The 18,565-nt window shown below is 70.2% G+C and carries 18 protein-coding genes; 8 read left to right on the forward strand and 10 right to left on the reverse strand.

Annotation, left to right across the window (positions count from 1 at the left end; genetic code table 11):
• The first annotated feature begins 3 nt into the window (after positions 1 to 3).
• Genes hpaD through C8D81_RS11535 form a run of 4 tightly spaced genes read left to right on the forward strand, consistent with a single transcriptional unit; the run spans position 4 to position 4,603 of the window.
• Positions 4 to 1,101: a 3,4-dihydroxyphenylacetate 2,3-dioxygenase gene (gene hpaD / locus C8D81_RS11520; protein ID WP_133626099.1), complete on the forward strand. Its 1,098-nt coding sequence runs from the start codon at positions 4 to 6 to the stop codon at positions 1,099 to 1,101.
• Positions 1,101 to 1,901, forward strand: coding sequence for a 2-keto-4-pentenoate hydratase (locus tag C8D81_RS11525; protein ID WP_133626100.1), 801 nt, complete (start codon positions 1,101 to 1,103; stop codon positions 1,899 to 1,901). Before hpaD ends, C8D81_RS11525 begins: the two co-directional genes overlap by 1 nt.
• Positions 1,886 to 2,680 (forward strand): HpcH/HpaI aldolase family protein, encoded by a 795-nt coding sequence (locus tag C8D81_RS11530; protein WP_133626101.1) that lies wholly within the window; start codon positions 1,886 to 1,888, stop codon positions 2,678 to 2,680. Before C8D81_RS11525 ends, C8D81_RS11530 begins: the two co-directional genes overlap by 16 nt.
• The gene (locus C8D81_RS11535) at positions 2,681 to 4,603 is read left to right on the forward strand and encodes an FAD-dependent monooxygenase (RefSeq protein ID WP_133626102.1); all 1,923 of its coding nucleotides are present in this window, start codon (positions 2,681 to 2,683) and stop codon (positions 4,601 to 4,603) included.
• A gap of 138 nt (positions 4,604 to 4,741) precedes the next feature.
• Here C8D81_RS11535 and C8D81_RS11540 read toward each other — a convergent pair whose 3' ends face one another.
• The 4 genes from C8D81_RS11540 to C8D81_RS11560 form a co-directional block, all read right to left on the reverse strand.
• Positions 4,742 to 5,257, reverse strand: coding sequence for a MarR family winged helix-turn-helix transcriptional regulator (locus C8D81_RS11540; RefSeq protein WP_094426399.1), 516 nt, complete (start codon positions 5,255 to 5,257; stop codon positions 4,742 to 4,744).
• A 112-nt stretch (positions 5,258 to 5,369) separates the two neighbouring features.
• Positions 5,370 to 6,848 (reverse strand): PRC-barrel domain-containing protein, encoded by a 1,479-nt coding sequence (locus tag C8D81_RS21265; RefSeq protein WP_208109239.1) that lies wholly within the window; start codon positions 6,846 to 6,848, stop codon positions 5,370 to 5,372.
• 195 nt (positions 6,849 to 7,043) lie between these two features.
• Positions 7,044 to 7,577 carry a helix-turn-helix domain-containing protein gene (locus tag C8D81_RS11555; protein WP_133626103.1) on the reverse strand — a complete coding sequence of 178 codons (534 nt, stop codon included), beginning with the start codon at positions 7,575 to 7,577 and terminating at the stop codon, positions 7,044 to 7,046.
• 72 nt (positions 7,578 to 7,649) lie between these two features.
• On the reverse strand, positions 7,650 to 8,672 hold the full coding sequence (locus C8D81_RS11560) for a serine/threonine-protein kinase (RefSeq protein WP_166646781.1): 1,023 nt from the start codon (positions 8,670 to 8,672) through the stop codon (positions 7,650 to 7,652).
• Between the two features lie 67 nt (positions 8,673 to 8,739).
• On the opposite strand from C8D81_RS11560, the gene C8D81_RS20925 reads away from it, so the two are divergent.
• Complete coding sequence (locus C8D81_RS20925) at positions 8,740 to 9,933, forward strand: hypothetical protein (protein ID WP_166646782.1); 1,194 nt, start codon at positions 8,740 to 8,742, stop codon at positions 9,931 to 9,933.
• A 47-nt stretch (positions 9,934 to 9,980) separates the two neighbouring features.
• On the opposite strand, the gene C8D81_RS11565 is transcribed toward C8D81_RS20925, so the two are convergent.
• The gene (locus C8D81_RS11565; RefSeq protein WP_133626105.1) at positions 9,981 to 10,841 is read right to left on the reverse strand and encodes an NAD(P)-dependent oxidoreductase; all 861 of its coding nucleotides are present in this window, start codon (positions 10,839 to 10,841) and stop codon (positions 9,981 to 9,983) included.
• A complete protein-coding gene (locus C8D81_RS11570; RefSeq protein WP_133626106.1) occupies positions 10,838 to 12,361 on the reverse strand; it encodes a four-carbon acid sugar kinase family protein in 1,524 nt (507 codons plus the stop codon). The genes C8D81_RS11565 and C8D81_RS11570 overlap by 4 nt, the downstream gene beginning before the upstream one ends.
• A 78-nt stretch (positions 12,362 to 12,439) precedes the next feature.
• Between C8D81_RS11570 and C8D81_RS11575 the strand changes: the two genes are divergently transcribed.
• The 3 genes from C8D81_RS11575 to denD all read left to right on the forward strand — a co-directional run bounded on the left by C8D81_RS11575 (position 12,440) and on the right by denD (position 14,782).
• Positions 12,440 to 13,135: a DUF1345 domain-containing protein gene (locus C8D81_RS11575; protein WP_166646783.1), complete on the forward strand. Its 696-nt coding sequence runs from the start codon at positions 12,440 to 12,442 to the stop codon at positions 13,133 to 13,135.
• Between the two features lie 70 nt (positions 13,136 to 13,205).
• Positions 13,206 to 13,598 carry a phage holin family protein gene (locus C8D81_RS11580; protein ID WP_094356884.1) on the forward strand — a complete coding sequence of 131 codons (393 nt, stop codon included), beginning with the start codon at positions 13,206 to 13,208 and terminating at the stop codon, positions 13,596 to 13,598.
• Positions 13,599 to 13,756: 158 nt separating this feature from the next.
• A complete protein-coding gene (denD, locus tag C8D81_RS11585) occupies positions 13,757 to 14,782 on the forward strand; it encodes a D-erythronate dehydrogenase (protein ID WP_133626108.1) in 1,026 nt (341 codons plus the stop codon).
• 46 nt (positions 14,783 to 14,828) lie between these two features.
• Here denD and C8D81_RS11590 read toward each other — a convergent pair whose 3' ends face one another.
• From C8D81_RS11590 to trxB, 4 genes are all read right to left on the reverse strand, one after another.
• Positions 14,829 to 16,421, reverse strand: a complete 1,593-nt coding sequence (locus C8D81_RS11590; RefSeq protein ID WP_133626109.1) for a DUF3352 domain-containing protein — start codon at positions 16,419 to 16,421, stop codon at positions 14,829 to 14,831.
• A 54-nt stretch (positions 16,422 to 16,475) separates the two neighbouring features.
• On the reverse strand, positions 16,476 to 17,126 hold the full coding sequence (locus tag C8D81_RS11595; RefSeq protein ID WP_133626110.1) for a hypothetical protein: 651 nt from the start codon (positions 17,124 to 17,126) through the stop codon (positions 16,476 to 16,478).
• A gap of 3 nt (positions 17,127 to 17,129) precedes the next feature.
• Positions 17,130 to 17,450, reverse strand: coding sequence for a thioredoxin (gene trxA / locus C8D81_RS11600; protein ID WP_094356880.1), 321 nt, complete (start codon positions 17,448 to 17,450; stop codon positions 17,130 to 17,132).
• 112 nt (positions 17,451 to 17,562) lie between these two features.
• Positions 17,563 to 18,546 (reverse strand): thioredoxin-disulfide reductase, encoded by a 984-nt coding sequence (trxB, locus tag C8D81_RS11605; RefSeq protein WP_094356879.1) that lies wholly within the window; start codon positions 18,544 to 18,546, stop codon positions 17,563 to 17,565.
• Positions 18,547 to 18,565 lie beyond the last annotated feature (19 nt).

Below are 18,565 nucleotides of genomic sequence, written 5' to 3' on the forward strand. Positions count from 1 at the left end.
CCCATGAGCGAGACACCCAGCACCGAGATGCCGCCGCCACCCGACATCGTCCGGTGCGCATACCTGGAGCTGGTCGTCACCGACCTGGCCGCCAGCCGGAAGTTCTACGTCGACCTGCTCGGCCTGCACGTCACCAAGGAGGACGACGAGGCGATCTACCTGCGCTCGCTGGAGGAGTTCATCCACCACAACCTGGTGCTGCGCAAGGGCCCGGTCGCCGCGACCGCCGCCTTCGCCTTCCGGGTGCGTACGCCCGAGGACGTGGACCGGGCCGAGGCCTGGTACCGGGCATCGGGGTGTCGCACCGAGCGTCGCGCCGACGGTTTCGTCGACGGGATCGGTGACGCGGTGCGGGTGGAGGACCCGCTCGGTTTCCCCTACGAGTTCTTCTACGAGGTCGACCACGTCGAGCGACTCACCCAGCGCTACGACATCTACGACGCCGGCGAGCTGGTCCGGCTCGACCACTTCAACCAGGTGACCCCCGACGTGCCGCGCGGGCGAGCGTACCTGGAAAGCCTCGGATTCCGTGTCTCGGAAGACATCCAGGACTCCGACGGGGTCACCTACGCCGCCTGGCTGCACCGCAAGCAGACCGTGCACGACACCGCACTCACCGGTGGCGACGGGCCGCGGATGCACCACATCGCCTTCGCCACCCACGAGAAGCACAACATCATCCAGATCTGCGACAAGATGGGCGCGCTGCGGATCTCCGACCGGATCGAGCGCGGGCCCGGCCGGCACGGGGTGTCGAACGCGTTCTACCTCTACATCCTCGATCCCGACGGGCACCGGGTGGAGATCTACACCCAGGACTACTACACCGGCGACCCGGACAATCCGACGATCACCTGGGACGTGCACGACAACCAGCGCCGGGACTGGTGGGGCAACCCGGTGGTGCCGTCCTGGTACACCGAGGCCAGCCTGGTGCTCGATCTGGACGGCAACCCGAAGGAGGTCGTCGAACGCTCCGACGCCCGAGAGATGGATGTCACCGTCGGCGCCGACGGCTTCTCCTACACCCGGGCCCCCGGGGACGCGGTCGCCGCCGAACCCGACGAGGAGGTCGGCTTCAAGATGGGTCATCAGGTCTGATGGCCGGCGGGGGGCGCGGCCTGGACGACCGGACCGTGGCGCAGCTGGCCGACGAACTCGCCGCGGCGAGCGAGTCGCGGACGACGATCGAGCTGATCACCGCCCGGTACCCGGAGATGACCATCGAGGACTCCTATGCCGTGCAGCGGGTCTGGCGGTCCCGGCGGGAGGCGGCCGGGCGGACGCTGGTCGGCCGCAAGATCGGCCTCACCTCACGGGCGATGCAGCAGGCGACCGGGATCGACGAACCCGACTACGGGGTGATCTTCGACGACCAGGTCTTCGACTCCGGCGTACGCATCCCCTTCGACCGCTACTCGAACGTGCGGATCGAGGTCGAGCTCGCCTTCGAACTCGGCGCCCCGGTCGCCGCCGGTGCCTCGGTCGAGGAGGTGCTGGCCGCGACCTCCGCGGTGATCCCCGCGCTGGAGGTGCTGGACTCGCACATCCAGCTGCAGGGCCGCACCATCGTCGACACGATCAGCGACAACGCCGCACTCGGGGCGATGGTGCTCGGCGAGCGGATCCCGCCCGGGCAGATCGACGACCTGCGCTGGGTCGGGGCGATGCTCTCCCGTGGTGAGGTGATCGAGGAGTCCGGGGTCTCCGGTGCGGTGCTCGGGCATCCGGCCCGCGGCGTCGTCTGGCTCGCCGACCGGCTCGCCGGACACGGCGATCAGCTGGCGGCCGGTGAGATCATCCTGGCGGGCTCCTTCACCCGGCCGATGTGGGTCGAACGCGGTGACCTGGTGAGCTGCGACTACCACGAGTTGGGACGGGTGACATGCTCCTTCGACTGAAACCGACCTTCGCCGACCGGCTCCGGGAGCGGACCGAGCCGCTGGTCGGGCTCTGGGCGGCCAGCGGCAGCCCGGTCGCCACCGAGATCGTCGCCGGTTCCGGTGCCGACCTGGTGCTGATCGATGCCGAGCACGGTCCGATCGACGCCAGCACCGCCCTGCCGCTGTTGCAGGCGGTCGCCGGTCACGACGTCACCGCCCTGGTCCGGGTGCCGTGGAACGACGCGATCGCGATGAAACGGTTCCTCGACATCGGCGCCCAGAACCTGATCGTGCCGACCGTCTCCAGCGCCGCCGAGGCCGAGGCCGCGGTCCGCGCGATGCGCTATCCGCCGGCGGGCGTACGCGGGATCGGCTCGGCGCTCGCCCGCGCCTCCCAGTGGACCCGGGTGCCCGACTACGTGCCGAACGCCGATGCGTACGTATCGCTGACCGTGCAGATCGAGACCGCGGAGGCGGTCGAGCGGGCCGCCGAGATCACCGCCGTCGACGGTGTCGATGCGATCTTCATCGGCCCCTCGGATCTGGCCGGGTCGATGGGGCAGCCCGGTCCCGAGGTGGTCGGTGCGGCGGTGCTGCGGACCATCGAGACCGTCCGGGCCGCCGGCAAACCGGTCGGGGTGAACGCCTTCGTGCCCGCCGACGCCGAGCGCTATCTGGCAGCCGGGGTGGACTTCGTCGTGGTGCAGGCCGATGTCACCGTGCTGGCGCGCGGGCTCGACGCCGCGGTGTCGCAGGCCCGCGGCGCCGTCCGGGAGGAGCAGGGAGGGGTGTACTGAGTGCAGTTCCACCATTTCGGTTATGTGACCAGCGATCCGCGGGTCCTGCCCGCGGCCGGGATCGGGCTGGACCGCCCGGCCGAGCTCCCCGATGAGATGGATGTGCTGGTCGTCGGCACCGGTCCGGCGGGGATGCTGCTCGGTGCCCAGTTGTCGATGTACCCGGGCGTGCATACCCGGATCATCGAGCGCCGCGCCGGACGGCTGGAGCGGGGCCAGGCCGACGGGTTGCAGCCGCGCTCGATCGAGACCTTCCAGGCCTTCGGTTTCGCCGACCGGCTGCTGGCCGAGGCGTACCGGATCATCGAGATGCAGTTCTGGCGACCCGATCCCACCGACCGGGCCCGGATCGCCCGCGCCGAGAAGGTGATCGACAGCGCCGCCCTGCCGGGGAGCGCGCTGAGCGAGTTCCCGCACGTGATCTGCAACCAGGCCCGGGTGCAGGACTACTTCGCCGAATACATGGCCAACTCGCCGAGCCGGATGACCCCCGACTACGGCTGGGAGCTGGCCGAGCTGCGCGTCGAGGAGTCGGGTACGCATCCAGTGGTGGCGACGCTGCGGCGTACCGCCGGTGACGAGGTGGGGGAGGAGCGGGTGGTCCGCGCCCGGTACGCGGTCGGCTGCGACGGTGCCCGCAGCCAGGTCCGCACCGCGATCGGCGGAACCCTGCGCGGCGACTCCCGGAACCATGCCTGGGGGGTGATGGATGTGCTGGTGAAGACCGACTTCCCCGACATCCGCACCAAGTGCGCGATCTCCTCCGATGCCGGCAGCATCCTGCTGATCCCGCGGGAGGGCAACTCGCTGGTCCGGATCTATGTCGACCTGGGGGATCTGGCGCCCGACGACGCGCACCGCATCCGGGCCACCCCGATCGAGAAGATCATCGAGATCGCCCAGCGGATCTTCCGGCCCTACCGGCTCGAGGTGCCGCACGTCGCCTGGTGGAGCGTCTACGAGGTCGGCCAGCGGCTCACCGACACCTTCGACGACGTCCCGGCCGAGCGGCGCGGTGCGCAGCGGCCGCGGGTGTTCATCGCCGGCGACGCCTGCCACACCCATTCGGCGAAGGCCGGGCAGGGGATGAATGTGTCCATGCAGGACACCTTCAACCTGGGGTGGAAACTCGGCTCGGTGCTGACCGGGCTGAGCCCGGCGGAGCTGTTGGACAGCTATTCCAGCGAACGCCAGGTGGTGGCGCAGAAGCTGATCGACTTCGACCGCGAATGGTCGACGCTGATGGGTGCGCGGACCTTCGACCCGGCGCATCCCGAGCTGGGTGGCATCGATCCGCAGGAGGTCTACGACCACTACGTGCGCTCGGAGATCCAGGCCTCCGGCTTCGGCGTGCACTACCAACCGTCGGTGCTGACCGCCGGGGCGGAGTACCAGGGGTTGGCGACCGGTTTCCCGATCGGGCAGCGGTTCCGCTCGGCACCGGTGACCCGGGTCTGCGACGCGGTACCGATCGAGCTCGGCCATCATGCGCGGGCCGACGGGCGGTGGCGGTTGTACGCCTTCGCCGGGCCCGAGGCGCCGGGACAGGGTGGCGCGATCGAGGCCTGGGCGGACTGGCTGCGCACCGCACCGGAGTCGCCCTATGTCCGCACCCGGGTCGACGGCGCGGATGCCGGGGCGGTTTTCGACGTGAAGGTGATCTGGCAGCAGGACCATGATCAGATCGAGCCCGGTGACGTGCCGGCGGTGTTCCGGCCCGAGTTCGGGCCCTTCGGGGTGATCGACGAGGAACTGGTGTACGCCGCCGACCCGGCCGAGGACATCTTCACCGCCCGCGGCATCGACCGCGCGGGCTGTGTCGTCGTGGTCCGCCCCGATATGTACGTCGGCGCCCTCCTCCCGCTCGACCGCCCCGACCTGCTCGCCGCCTACTTCGCCCCCCTCCTCCTCCCCGCCCCGTAGCAGTTGATCATGGTTTTACCCGACCCCGATGGGACTTTGTCAGCAGTTATCGCCCGTGTTCGAGCCCGGGACCGGCCGATCATGCCCAAGAGGTCAATGATCATGGATAGCATGATCATGGAACCACAACGAGTTTGATCATGGTCGGCCGCGGACCGGGAAATCGGTCCGGGTGATCAACTTCTCCAGCAGCCGGGTGAGGGTGGCCCGCTCCTCGGCGCTGAGGGCCTGGGCCCACTGCTGTTCGCGGCGGTGGTGCTCGGCGAAGAGTTCGGTGATCTCGGTCCGCCCGGTCTCGGTGAGTGCCAGGCGAACCGAACGTCGATCCTGTGGATCCGCGGACCGGGAGACCACGCCCGCCTCGACCAGTGGGGCGGTGAGGTTGGAGATGGCGGCCCGGCTCTGACCGGTCAGCTCGGCGGCGCGCTTGGATTCCAGGGGGCCGGCGAGCCAGAGCACGAACATCAGCCGGAACGCCGCCCAGGAGCGGCCGCGCGGCCGGTGGATGGAGGCCTCCAGGTCATAGGTCACGACCGCGGACGCGCGGTTCAGGGTGAGCAGCAGCCGGGTCGCCGACGGGTCCGTGCTGTGCCCGCTGTCGCTGAGCGTATTGCTGGCCGCCTCGACGAAATCCCAGAACTCACCGGCCTCCATGGCCTCGAGTCTGGCAGAGATCTGCGGGTCCGACCCCGGACACCACGAACGCCCCGGCTAGGTGCCGGGGCGTTCGCAGGTTGGTTGGTTGGCTGTACGCCGACCGAGCGGCTCAGCGGCCGCCGGGCAGGTCGCCGCGGCCGACGTTGCCGTCGCCGTCGCGATCCAGCTTGTCGCGCAGGTTGCCCATCTCACCGATCGGGGTCCCGCCGAGACCGTGCTTGTCGCCGGCCTGGCCCTGACCCTGCTGGGTCGGGTCCTGCTGGCCCTGGCCGCGCTGACCGGTGAGGTCATCGGCGCCGAGGCGGCCGTCGTTGTCGCGGTCCAGACGATCCTTCAGCCCGCCCTGCTGGCCCTGATCGCGATCCTGGTAGCCACCCTGCTGGCCCTGGTCGTAACCGCCCTGGCCGGTGCCCTGCTGGTATCCGCCCTGGCCCTGGTCGTAACCCTGGCCCTGACCCTGCTGGTAGCCGCCCTGCTGACCGGGGACCTGCTGGCCCTGACCATGCTGGTGACCGCCCTGCTGGGTGTAGTCCTGATCGGCGGAGCGCTGCGGGGCGCCACCGGCACCCTGCTGGTACCCGGACTCGCCCTGCATTCCCTGCCCCTGCAGGTTCTGCTGGCTCTGCACGCCCTGGCTCTGCTGGTAACCCGGCCCGCCCTGGACACCCTGGTCCTGCTGGTAACCACCCTGCTGGCCCTGCTGGTAACCGCCCTGCTGCTGCGAGGCCGCGCCGGCCGCACCACCGGCCGCGCCGGCGACGCCAGCGGCACCCGCCGCACCGGCCGCACCGTGGCCCTGCTGGCCCTGGCCGTAACCGGCGCCCTGCTGGTCGCGGTCCCGGCCGCGGAGGTCGTCGGAGTCGAGGCGGCCGTCGTTGTCGCGGTCGAGCTTGTCGCGTACGCCACCCTGCTGGTTGCCCTGGTCGTAACCGGCGCCCTGCTGACCCTGGCCGTAACCGGCGCCCTGCTGGTCGCGGTCGCGGTCGCGGCCGCGGAGGTCGTCGGAGTCGAGGCGGCCGTCGTTGTCGCGGTCGAGCTTGTCGCGGAGCCCGCCCTGCTGGTTCCCGGTGCGGTCGTCGTACTGACCGTCGCGGTCGCGATCCCGGCCACCGGCGGCAGCCCCGGCCGCACCCGCGGCACCTGCCGCGCCGGCAGCACCCGCAGCGGCGCCGGTTCCGACACCGCCGCCCTGACGCTCGTGGCGACGCAACCGCTGACGCTCGTCGGCGCCCTGGCCCTGGTTGGCGGTCATCCCGGTCTGCTGACCGCTCTTGTCGGCGATCCCGTAGTGGCTGTAGAGGCGGGCCTCCGAGTCGGGGGTCAGGTGCTCATCGACGTCGAGACTCGGGGCGTCCTTGATGGTCGCCTTGTCGTGCGGTACGCGGATCTCACCCTCGGTGTAGGTGGCGTCCTGGAGCGGGACGAACGTCTCCTTCGTGCCGAACAGGCCGGTCGACACGGTGACCCAGCTCGGTTGGCCGGTGTCATCATCCAGATAGAGCTGACCCACACTGCCGACCTTGGACCCGTCCCTGTCATAGACGGTGGCGTTCAGTAGGGCATCGATCTCGTTGTTGCTGTTCGTCATGCTCGCTCCTTGAACTGGGCTTAGCTGCCGATCGAGAAAGAAGATCAACCTTCCGGAAAATCACTATATCTCCGGGTCTCCGCGCACTGTCGAGACCTCAAAGTGAAGGGGGATTGACCCGACGAAAAGTGGGTAACTGTGAGAAGTTCCTCAATCAGGGCAGCAAATGCGGCGGGTTCGCCGTGTCCAGCGGATTCACTCGGCGAGGATGTTGTCGGTGTGCTGCACCGCGCGATCGGCGCGTTCGGCGCCATAGATCGACAGGAACTCCGCGATCTCCGGATACCGGTCCCGAACGAGTTCCGCGGCACCCATGAAATCGCTCGCCGATGCGGTCCGCCGGCAGATCTCCTGGATCTCGGTGGCCAGGTGACGGGTACGCCGGGGGGCGCCGGTCGTGGTCGTCGCGCCGAGCACCTCGGAGGACTCCGCATTGCGCTGCAGTTCGACCAGGGCGTCCGGCAGTGGGATCGTCCCGGTCTCCACCTGCTGGGCGATCTGGATCATCCACTGCAGCCGCTGCGCGGCGGCCGGGTTGCCGATCTTGATCCGGTGCCCGTTGATCAGCTGGGACAGCATCGGGGCGGAGATGCCGAGCAGTTCCGACATCCGTGCCTGGGTCAGATTGAGGGCGCGGGCGCAGCGGCCGAGCACGTCCTGCAGCGGTTCGCCATAGAGCTCGACCTGCCGAGCTCGGGTCTGTGTGACTGCGGCGTCCCCGCGCTGCATCGGACCTCCCAGGTGAGCCGAACATTCCACTCTTTGCACTGACCCCGAAATTTTACTCAAGCAAAGATCGGCTCAGAAGATAGCAAGCACCAGGGCCACCAGCAGACAGATCAGGCCGGAAATTCCCAACACCCACACCGATTTCGGCGTACGCCGCCGCGGTGCCGTCTCGACGGTGGTCCCGCCGGCCGGCGTACCAGTCCCCGTCCCTGTGATCGCAACCGTCGCCGCCGACGCACCCACCCGCGGCCCGGGGCCGTTCGGCCCCCAGCCCTCGGGCAGCGGGCCGATCTGGTCGAACACCTCGATCGGGTCGCTCTCCGCCGCACCGCTCGCGCGGATCCCGCGCAGCGCCCGGCGGGCCTCGGCGGCCGAGCCGAAACCGTGCCCGGACTCGGCGGCCAGCCGCTCCACGAATTCGGTCAACGGTGCGGAGACCCCGGCCGCGGCCAGGTCCACCGGCGGATCGGTCTCCCGGGGCCGCTGGCCGGTGAGCATCTCGCCGAGCACCATGGCGGTGGCATAGAGATCCTGGGCCGGTTCCGGATCGGTGCCCATCCGGGCGAGGGCGGACATGTAACCGGGCGTACCGACGACCTCGGTGGTGTGGGTGAGCCGTGGGTCGTCGATCCGGGCGGCGATCCCGAAGTCGGCGAGCCGGACACTCGGCAGCGCCGTCCCGGTCGCCGCCAGCAGCAGATTGCCGGGTTTGATGTCGCGGTGGATCAGGCCGCTGGCGTGCACGGTCTCCAGCGCCGACAGCAGCTGATCGATGATGATCATGGAAAACCAGTCGGGCAGTGGGCCATAGTCGTTGATCATGGTTCCCACCGAGCCGCCGCTGACCAGGTCCATGGTGAACAGCACCCGGTCGTCCTCACCGACCCAGGAGGTCGGGGCGAGCACGTGCGGGTGGTCGATCCGGGTGCCGGTCTCCCGGATGAAGCGCAGCAGCGCGATCGAGTCCGACTGCTTCATCAACTTCGCGGCCCGGTAGCCGAACTCCTTCCAGTCCCAGACCCGCCAGACCGTCCCGGCGCCGCCGGCGCCGATGGGGTCGACCAGCTCGAACCGCCCGCCGAACACCTCACCCATGCCGTCAGCATGCCAGCAGCCCCGCGCCGCTCCGGCGTACCGGGCCGGGCTGCGACACAATGGCGCGGTGAATCCTGGATCGCGCGGCCGGCTCCGCCGGTTGCTGGCGGGTACGCTCGCGGGCGGCCTGCTGCTCGGTGGTGCCGTCGCCGGCGCCCCGCTCGCCGCCGCCGCTCCCGGCGAGATCATCGGCAGCACCGACCCGGCCAATGCGACCGCGCTGCCGCTCGGGGACAGCCGCAGCAGCCTGGGCAACGGATTCGATCAGGTGGATCGGAACCGCTACTACCGAGTGCAGCGCAGCCAGCCGGACAGCACCATCCATCTGGGTGCGGTGATGCTGCCGCCGGGGCAGGGCCGGGACGGGTTCTCCATCGACACCTCGCTCGGTCAGGGCCGGGACTGCTTCTCCGGCAGCGAGTTCACCCCGACCCGCGGCGGTGGGGTGGTCGCGGTCAGCGGGGATGCGCTGGACGGCTGCGGCCCCGAACCCTCGGTGCAGGCCCGGGTGCAGCGGGTCAACCTGCCCGAGATGACCCGGGCCGCCGAACCCGCTCAGACGCTGCTGCGGGTGATCGAGGTGCCGCGGGCCCGCAACTACGACCAGCTGCCCGGCCCGGCGCCCCGGCCGAACCCCGATGAGCTGCCCACCGACAACCAGGCCCAGGTCACCGCGGGCACGCTCATCGACCCGGCTCCGATCGAGTCCGAGCGCAGCTATCGGCTGCGGCTCACCTCCGGACAGTTGCAGGTCTTCGCCACCGATCTCGACTGGGGGCAGTGGCTGCAGGTGCAGGCCCGGATCGCGCCCTCGACCGAGACGGCTCGGGTCGCCGATGCCGCCCCACAGTTCGGGATCACCGCACTGGGTCCGGATCTCGGCACGGTGGCCGAGACCTCGGCATCGCTGACCGGTGACGCCGACCAGGCCGACCTGGTCACCGACCCGGTGGCGCTGCGGGCCTACCGCGGTCGCGGCGGCACCCCGTTCCTGGCCGGCCGGCACCTGATCGCGGTCTGGCTGTCGCCCGATGCGCTGCCCGGTCCGTTGACGGTGGACTACACCCTGACCACCCGCGTCGGCGGCGCGGTCAGCGGTGTCCCGGACTTCGGCGGCGACCAGATCCGCGGGGCCGGTAGTGGCCGCCCGGCCTGGCGGATGCCGGCCGCGATCGGTGTCGGTGCGGTCGGGGTGGGACTGCTGGTCGCCGCCGGTGCCGTGTGGTGGGTGAGCCGGTGGCGTACCGGCGCGGCGCCCTAGCGAGCCGACCAACGCACCGGGTCGGGCGCCTTGACGGTCCCGACCCCTCAGCCGGGTCCGGACTCCCGGGCCAGTCGGGCGACCTCGACCAGCGCCGAGTCGTCGGTACGCCCCAGCCCCTCGCTCTGGCCGTCGCGGAACAGCCGCAGGGCGGTGTCGGCCAACGGAACCGGTTGGCGTACGCCCTCGGCGGCGTCGGTGACCAGGCCGAGATCCTTGGCGATGATGTCGACCGCGGAGGACACCGGCACCTCGGGATAGTCGAGCATCCGGGCGCCCCGGTCGTTGAACATGAAGGACTGTGCCGCACCGCTCCGCAGCACCTCCCAGCAGGTCCGCGGATCCAACCCCATCGCCTCGGCATAGGCCAGGGCTTCCCCGGCCACCGCGACGTGTATGCCGCAGAGCAGCTGGTTCACCAGCTTCAGCCGCTGCCCATCGCCCGGTTCGGGACCGACCACGTGCACCGACCCGAGGGCGTCCAGCACCGGTCGGGCCCGCTGCACAGCGGCCGGCTCCCCGCCGACCATCAGCAGCAGCTCACCGGTGCCGGCGCGGACGGTGCCGCCGGAGACCGGGGCGTCGACCATCCCGATCCCGCGTTCGGTCAGCCGCAGCGCCGCCTCCCGTGCCGAATCGGGGCCGATCGTGGCGAACACCAGCACCACCGCGCCCTCGGTGAGCGCGTCCAGCACCGAATCGAGCACGGCCTGCACCTGTGCCGGGGTGGCCACCATCAGCCCGACGACCTCGGCACCGGCGACCGCGGCAGCCGCGTCGGGGGCATCGGCGACGCCGGCCAGCCCGCGCACCACCGGGTCGAAACCGGTCACGGTGAAACCGCTGCGGGCCAACTGACCCGCCATCGGGCCACCCATCGCACCCAATCCGATCCACCCGACGTTCATCGCGCATTTCCTTCCTGGGCGTCATTCCCGGCGTCTGCATCGGAACGGGGGCGCTCCGCGGCGAAGCGGTCCAGCACCTTCGCCAGCGCGTACTCGTCGCCGACGTTGCCGGCGAAGACCACATAGGGCACGCCGACCACCTCCGGTGGTGCATCGAGGGCGCGGACCACCGACACCATGCCCTCGAAGAGCTGCCCGAGCACCAGCCCGCGGCGGATGCCGAGGCCGCGGACCGCGACGTCGTGGGAGGTGATGCCGCCCTTCGCGACCACCCAGGCCGGCCGGGCGTCGCGCACCTGCTTCACCACCTCGACGATCGCCTGGGAGACCTTGCGGGCGATCGCCAACGAGTCCTCGGGATCGTCGACGGCGACCAGTTCCCGGCTGGTGAGCAGCAGCACGTCGCTGTGCGTCAGCGAACGCGTCACCAGGCTGATCGTCGAGGCGAGATGGGTGTCCGCCTCCTTGCCGAGCAGGTCGGGTACCGAGAGTTCCACCTCGACCAGTCGCCCGCGCGCCCGCGCCCGGTCGAGCTGGCGGGTGGTCATCCCGACGTGCGAACCGACCACGAGCAGTCCGTGCCCGTCGTCGCGGCGACCCTCGGGCCAGATATCGGCGGCGGTGAGCACCGTCCGCGGTTCGATCCCGCTGAGCGCCCGGACATAGCTGGGCCCCGAGCGGGCCAGGAAGCTCGCCCCCTCGGCCTGCACCTGTTGCTGGGCGAGTGCGACGGTCTCCAGGTCGGCGTAGTCGGTGGCGTTCACCACGAACCAGGTCGGGCCGTCCGCGGTGGCGATTCCGATCGCGGCGCGCAGTGCGTCGGCCACGGCGGCGACCCCGCCACCGCGGATCAGCTCCAGCGACAGCGACCGGACCCGGTCACCGGCGAGTTCACCCGCGCTGAGTTCGGCCAGCAGCTCCTTCAGGTCGGAGGAGCGATAGCCGAAGGTGCGGTCCTTCGCGAACTCGGTCTCGCCGACGGGTACCGCCTCACCGCCGACCATCGCCCAGTGCACGTCACCGGCGGTGAACCGGCCGGCCTCGAGATAGGCCGGCACCAGCAGGACACCGTCGAAGCCGTTCCCGGTGACCTCGCGGCGGGCCCGGTCCAGTGCGGTCACCTCGGTGAGGATGTGCCCGCGCAGCGTGGAATCGCTGCGGCTGACCAGATCCAGCGGCCAGCCACCCTCGGCGGCCAGCGAGAACAACCCCGTGCCGAGCCGTTCGTTCAGCGTCATCGCCACGTTGCGGGCCAGGCTGCGGGAGTTGGTGAGCAGGAACGCGGTGGCACCGGGCTCGGCGAGCGCTGCGGCGTACTCGCTGCGCTCCAGCACGGTGACCACCTCCACCCCGTGCACGCTCTGCGAACCAGTGGGGTCGTCGTCGAGGGCGACCGTCCGTCGGCCCTGTTCCGCGCGCAGGCGCCGGATCTCGGCCCGCCGGCCCTCCTCGGGGACCGGTCCGGGTACCGCGTCGAGAATCGCCGTCAGGTCGGGAGAGCCCGCCGCATCGCTGGTCATGGCCCGATCGTTCCGGTTGCCGACCCCTCGGTCAAGGGACGTGGGCTGCGCTCCCGGACCCCTAGGATGACGCCGGTGATGAGCGAAGAGCACGCGGTGCGGCGGACCTGGATCCACAAGGAGATCAGTCGAGCGCTGGTGGCGATCGCGATCGCGCTGGTACCGGCGGTGATCGGTTACCTGGTCTTCGCCACCCTGCGCGGTGAGTTCTCCTCCAAGGAGATCGGCGCGGTGATGCTCGGTTGGGTCTTCTACGGGGTGGCCTACGGATTGCTGACCTGGCAGGCATTCCGGCGCGCCTCGGCGGCGGAGCTGACGGCGTTGGTCCGTCGGCCGCGCGGTGAGACGCGCGCGCTGCGCTGGTTCCTCGGTGGCGGCGACGGCCCGGACTCGGCGCTCGCGCTGGCCCTGGTCGCCTTCGCCGGCGCGTCGATCCTCCCGCGCATCGAGGCGGTGGGCAATCCGAGCGACCGCTCGATCCTCAGCGGGTTGGCGATCGGTGTGGTCGCGGTCAGTTGGATCATCGTGGTAGTCAGCTATGCCGTCTACTACGCGCGGTTGCAGGCCGACCACGGCGGTCTGGACCAGCCCGGCGGGAAACCGCAGGTCTTCTGGGACTTCCTCTATTTCGCGCTGATGGTCAGCACCACCTTCGGCACCACCGATGTCGACGTGCAGACCACCCGGATGCGCAAGGCCGTCTGCGGCCACGCGGCGCTCGCCTTCGTCTTCAACACCGTCATCCTGGCGCTGGTCATCGGCGCCCTCACCTGAGCAGGATCTCAGGGAAAACAGGGGGACATTCCCGCTGGTACGCCACCCGCCCGGCCACCAGCATGGAGACATGCGCACCGTCATCCAGATCATCGCCACCGCAATCGCCGTCTTCGTCGCCACCCTGGTCCCGGGCATCGACGTCACCGGCAGCAGCACCGCGGCCGTGATCGGGACCCTGCTGGCGGTCGCGGTGATCATCGGCGTCGTCAACGCGTTCGTGAAGCCCGTGGTGTCCTTCTTCACCGGCTGCCTGATCTGGCTCACCCTGGGGCTCTTCCTGCTGGTCATCAACGCGCTGATGCTGATGCTCTCGTCCTGGCTGGCCGGTGTGCTGGGCCTCGGCTTCCACGTCTCCGGCTTCTGGGCCGCGCTTTTCGGCTCGATCGTGATCAGCCTGGTCTCCGGCGTGGTGATCGGCCTCTTCGAGCGCTCCGGGGCGCGTACCCGCAACGCCGGCTGAGCGAGCGCAGCGAGTCGAAGCCACCGCTGGGGACCAACCCTCCCGCACGCTACGGAACTGCTGCCACTGTGGCAGCAGTTCCGTACACGTTCCGAGACGTCCTTCCTCGAACAGCGCACTAGGGTGATCCCAGCACCCGACTCGACGAGGAGGTCAGCATGCGCATCGTGATCACCGGCGGCCACGGATTTCTCGGCAACGCGGTCGCCCGCGAACTGTTGCAGCGGGGGAGTTTCGACGGCCGGCCGATCGACCAGCTCGTGCTCGCCGACCGGATGGCGCCCGACCCGGACCCGTTCGCCGACGACGAGCGCGTGACCACCGTGGTCGGCGATCTGACCGACACGATCGATGAGCTGTTCGCCGAACCGGTGGACGTGCTCTTCCATCTCGCGGCCGCCGTCTCCGGTGAATCCGAGCGGGATTTCGACCTCGGCATGCACGCCAACGTCGACGTCACCCGCGCGGTGCTCACCGCCTGCCGCGCCCAGCAGCAGGCCGGCGGTCCGCTGGTCCGGTTGTTCTTCGCCTCCAGCCTGGCCGTCTACGGCAGCGACGACGCCCTCCCGCTCGCGGCGACGATCGATGAGACCCAGCTGCCGATGCCGCAGGGCAGCTACGGCGCCCAGAAGGCGATCTGCGAATACCTGGTCAACGACCACACCCGCAAGGGATTCCTGGACGGCCGGGTCGCGCGGTTGATGACGGTCTGCGTACGCCCCGGCCGGCCGAACGCCGCCGCCTCCAGCTTCGTCTCCGGGATCATCCGCGAGCCGCTCGCCGGCGAGCAGGCGATCTGTCCGGTCGAACCCGAGCTTCCGGTGCTGCTCGCCTCACCCCGGCGTACCGTCGAAGGCATCCTCACCCTCGCCGAGGCCACCCGCGGTGACGGTCCCGGTGAGCTCACCGGACGGCTTCCGGTCAACCTGCCCGGGCTGCGGGTCACCGTCGGCGAGATGGTGGCCGCGCTGCGCCGGATCGCCGGCGACGAGGTCGCCGATCGGGTCGTCGTGCAACCCGACGACACCATCCGGGCGCTGGTCGTGACCTGGCCGCGGGATGCCGACAACTCCCGCGCCGCGACGCTCGGCCTGGAACCGGATCCGGACGTCGACACGGTGATCGAGCAGTACATCACCGATCACCCCGAGGCCATCGCCGGCTCCGACGATGAAGCTCGCTAGGCCTATCTAGGTCAGAAGCTAGAGAGTCGAATACGAGCCGATCGGGTCAGCGCGCGGTCACCCGGATCACCGAGGAGGACCAGTTGTCCCCGGCGTCGGTGGAGCTCACCCCGATCGACTGCAGCGGCTCGACGTTGCGTGCCTGCTCGGGATCCATGTTCCCGGTCAACTGCGGCTTGAACGCGTTCAGGTCCAGATAGAACACCGCCTGGGCCCCGCCGGCGTTGGCCACCGCGGCCTTGAAGTTCGGCGAGTCCTTCAGCTTCTGCGCCGGGTTGCTGAGCTTCTGGGCGTACGCCGGGCTGAGCGAGACATAGGTGGGTTTGTCACCGACCTTCGTCAGCTGCAGGCCGCTCTGCTCGAACTTCGCGAGCAGCGCGTCGAGTTTGGCCCGGTCGGTGTCCATCGCCAATCCGATCGGGATGGTGTCCGGATTCGTCGGGTCCACCCGGTTCGGGTCGAAACGGTCCGCGGCGATCACCAGATCGTCACCCAGCAGCGTCTCCAGATCGCCGGGGAGCTGCAGGCCGGTCTGCGCGGCGACCGTGCTGGGGTCCATGCCGGCCTTGGTGAGGGTGTCCATGATCTGCGGCACCAGGGTGCGGCCGCCGGCGATGCCGAGCGCCATGGTGGTCTCGGCCGGCAGGTCACCGACCTTCGTCTTCGCCGAACCGAGCGAGGTCCCACCGCGGGTGACGGCGGTCAGCTCGGGATTGCCACCGGTGAACCGCAGCGTGCCGGCGGTGGTCTCGAAGGGCGTCTGGGGGGCCGCCATGCCGATCCCGCCGGTCAGCCCGCCGGCGGCCTGCTGCAGGCCCGCACCATCGGCCCAGAAGCTGGCCACGCCGGTGCCACCGAGCTTGTCGATCGCATCGGTGAACGGCTTCTGATCGGCCAGCGACCCCTGGTCGGCGGCCCGGGCGGCGTCATCGGCGCTGCCCTGCCCCTCCGCCAGCACCAGGTGTCCGTTGCTGAAGGCCACGTTCATGTTCGAGCACTGGGCGAGCGGGGCGATGCCGTCGCGGGCCTGCTGCTCGTTCTTGGCGGCGAGCAGCACGATCGGCGACTGGGCGCCGCGACGCAGCGCGAACCCGGCCTGATCACCGAGCCACGGCTTGATCTGATTCTCGTAGTCGACCGGGCAGTTCTGGTCCTTGGTGATCGACTCGAACAGCTGCTGCTTCGGGTCACCGCCCTCACGCAGGTTCGTCTTCTCCCGCACCGAGGGGAACTTCAGCGCGAAGCGGATCATCTCCACCTGCTGGGCGGCTCCGGGGTTCAGATTGATGTTGGCGTACGCGATGGTGTCCGCCGGCGCGGCCTTGGCGGTCTCGGTGTTCGCGCGCATCCCGAGCGGGTCGACGGCGACGAAGGCGCCGACGCCGACCAGCACCAGCGCTGCCGCACCGGCGCCGATCTTCGCACCCAGCGGGATGCCCTTCTTCGCGGGCTGGCCCGGGCCTCCCGGCGGTACCGGCTGACCGGGCTGCTGCGGCGGGAACTGCTGCCCCTGCGGGTACTGCGGCTGTCCCTGCGGGTACTGCGGCTGTCCCTGCTGGTACTGCGGCTGCCCCTGCGGGTACTGCCCATAAGGCTGGCCGGGCTGCTGCCATCCGCCGTTGTTGGGTGGCTGGGTCACCGTTCCTCCTGAGGGCCGCGCGTTCGTCGCGCTCAGCCTAGGGGAGGAGGGCGGTCACTTCGTGCCCTGCAGGATCTCCTTGCCGGCCGCGACGAGCTCATCGACCGGCTGGCTGCGCAGCCCGACGACCAGCACCGCGGTCTGGCCGCGGCGTACCACGCAGACATCGAGTTCGTTGTCCGGCATCCGCCCGCACCAGGCGTCACCGATCTGGCGTACGCCGTTGGCCTTGATCTGGGTGAGCAGCGCGCGGCCGTCGGGCACCGGGCGGGCGCCGATCGCGATCAGCGCGGGCTGCCCGTTCTGCCGGTAGTTGGCGCTCGAGGTCTGCACGCTGCGGTCCACGCCGAACTCGGGCGGGGCCTCCACATTGCCCGGGTCGCGGGAGTACGCCCCGGCGGTCACCGGGAGGTCGGGCTTGCCGGTCGGCTCCGGGGCGAGCGGGGTGCTGGCCGGTGTCGGTGCCGCGGACTGCCGGGTGACCAGATAACCGACCCCGCCGAGGGTCGCCAACAGCACGACCAGGGCGACCACCATCACCACGACCGGGATGTTGCTGCGCTTGTGCGGCTCGTCCTCACCGGCCAGGCCGGGCAGCTCGGTCGGTTCGTCGGGCTTGTTCGCGGTCCCGGGTTCCGGGTCGGGCCGGCCGGACTGGCCCGGGGACCAGGGCGTCGAGCCCTGCGGCGGTTTGCTGTCACTCATGGATCAGACGTACTCCTCGATGGCCCGGGTGATGGTGGCCTTGGTCCGGGCGCCCTGCAGGCTCTGGACGAGTTCCCCGTCGACGAAGAAGTGCACCGTCGGCAGCCCCTTGACCGCATAGTTGGTCGGGGTGACCTGGTTGTCGTCGGTGTCCAGCTTCACGAAGTCCATCCGGTCGCCATAGGCGTACGACAACTCGTCCAGGATCGGCTCGAACTGCTTGCAGGGCGAGCACCACTCGGCCCAGTAGTCGACCAGCACCGGACGCTCGGAGCGCAGCACCATCTCATCGAAGGTGGTGTCGGTCACCTCGGTCACGGCCATTGCGGCGCCCCCTGGTCTGTCCAGTCGGTCGAAATCGTCGCCCCAAGTCTGCCGCGCCGGTCAAGTCGCGCCAACCCGCGCCTCCCACGTTCATCGAGTAGCAACCCCGGCCTCAGCCGACGACCGGGAGCTCCTCCTCGAGGACCACACCGGGGGTGGCCTCGTCGTCGAGTTCGGCCAGGTAGGCCTCCGCGTCCAGGGCGGCGGCGCAACCGGTCCCGGCGGCGGTGATCGCCTGCCGGTAGTGGTGGTCCACCAGATCGCCGCAGGCGAAGACGCCGCGCACATTGGTCCGGGTGGAGGGCGAGTCGACCAGCACGTAGCCGTCCTGGTTCAGCTCGACCTGGCCGTTGACCAGCTCCGAGCGCGGATCGTGGCCGATCGCGATGAACAGCCCCTGCACCGGCAGCTCGCGGGTCTCCCCGGTCACGGTGTCCTTGAGCGTCAACCCGGTCAGCGAGTCCTCACCGTGGATCGCGGTGACCTCGGAGTTCCAGGCGAAGTGCAGCTTGGGGTCCTTGACCGCGCGGGCCGCCATGATCTTGGAGGCGCGCAGCTCGTCGCGGCGGTGCACCAGGGTCACCGAGCGGGCGAAGCGGGTCAGGAAGGTGGCCTCCTCCACCGCGGAGTCGCCACCGCCGACGACGGCCAGATCCTTGTCCTTGAAGAAGAATCCGTCGCAGGTCGCGCACCAGGAGACGCCGCGGCCGGAGAGCCGGTCCTCATCGGGCAGCCCGAGCTTGCGGTAACCGGAACCGGTCGCGAGCACCACCGAGCGGGCCCGGTAGGTGCCGGACTCGGTCTCGACGACCTTGACGTGGCCGGTCAGGTCGAGCTTGATGGCGTCCTCGGTGAGGATCTCGGCGCCGAAGCGCTCCGCCTGCTCACGCATGTTCGACATCAGATCGGGGCCCATGATGCCCGTCGGGAAGCCGGGGAAGTTCTCCACCTCGGTGGTGTTCATCAGCGCCCCGCCGCCCTCGAGCGCACCCTCGATGACCAGCGGCTTCAGCTCCGCGCGGGCGGCGTACACCGCGGCGGTCCAACCCGCCGGGCCACTGCCCACGATGATGATGTCGCGCACCTCGTCCGTCATGTCCTCAACTCCCAATTGC

The organism is Enemella evansiae (assembly GCF_004362375.1).
Lineage (GTDB): Bacteria > Actinomycetota > Actinomycetes > Propionibacteriales > Propionibacteriaceae > Enemella > Enemella evansiae.

Coding starts and splice junctions, on each gene's coding strand:
- hpaD (WP_133626099.1), top strand. CDS start 4: ATGAGCGAGACACCCAGCACCGAGATGCCGCCGCCACCCGACATCGTC.
- C8D81_RS11525 (WP_133626100.1), top strand. CDS start 1,101: ATGGCCGGCGGGGGGCGCGGCCTGGACGACCGGACCGTGGCGCAGCTG.
- C8D81_RS11530 (WP_133626101.1), top strand. CDS start 1,886: ATGCTCCTTCGACTGAAACCGACCTTCGCCGACCGGCTCCGGGAGCGG.
- C8D81_RS11540 (WP_094426399.1), bottom strand. CDS start 5,257: ATGGAGGCCGGTGAGTTCTGGGATTTCGTCGAGGCGGCCAGCAATACG.
- C8D81_RS21265 (WP_208109239.1), bottom strand. CDS start 6,848: ATGACGAACAGCAACAACGAGATCGATGCCCTACTGAACGCCACCGTC.
- C8D81_RS11555 (WP_133626103.1), bottom strand. CDS start 7,577: ATGCAGCGCGGGGACGCCGCAGTCACACAGACCCGAGCTCGGCAGGTC.
- C8D81_RS11560 (WP_166646781.1), bottom strand. CDS start 8,672: ATGGGTGAGGTGTTCGGCGGGCGGTTCGAGCTGGTCGACCCCATCGGC.
- C8D81_RS11565 (WP_133626105.1), bottom strand. CDS start 10,841: ATGAACGTCGGGTGGATCGGATTGGGTGCGATGGGTGGCCCGATGGCG.
- C8D81_RS11570 (WP_133626106.1), bottom strand. CDS start 12,361: ATGACCAGCGATGCGGCGGGCTCTCCCGACCTGACGGCGATTCTCGAC.
- C8D81_RS11575 (WP_166646783.1), top strand. CDS start 12,440: ATGAGCGAAGAGCACGCGGTGCGGCGGACCTGGATCCACAAGGAGATC.
- C8D81_RS11580 (WP_094356884.1), top strand. CDS start 13,206: ATGCGCACCGTCATCCAGATCATCGCCACCGCAATCGCCGTCTTCGTC.
- denD (WP_133626108.1), top strand. CDS start 13,757: ATGCGCATCGTGATCACCGGCGGCCACGGATTTCTCGGCAACGCGGTC.
- C8D81_RS11595 (WP_133626110.1), bottom strand. CDS start 17,126: ATGAGTGACAGCAAACCGCCGCAGGGCTCGACGCCCTGGTCCCCGGGC.
- trxA (WP_094356880.1), bottom strand. CDS start 17,450: ATGGCCGTGACCGAGGTGACCGACACCACCTTCGATGAGATGGTGCTG.
- trxB (WP_094356879.1), bottom strand. CDS start 18,546: ATGACGGACGAGGTGCGCGACATCATCATCGTGGGCAGTGGCCCGGCG.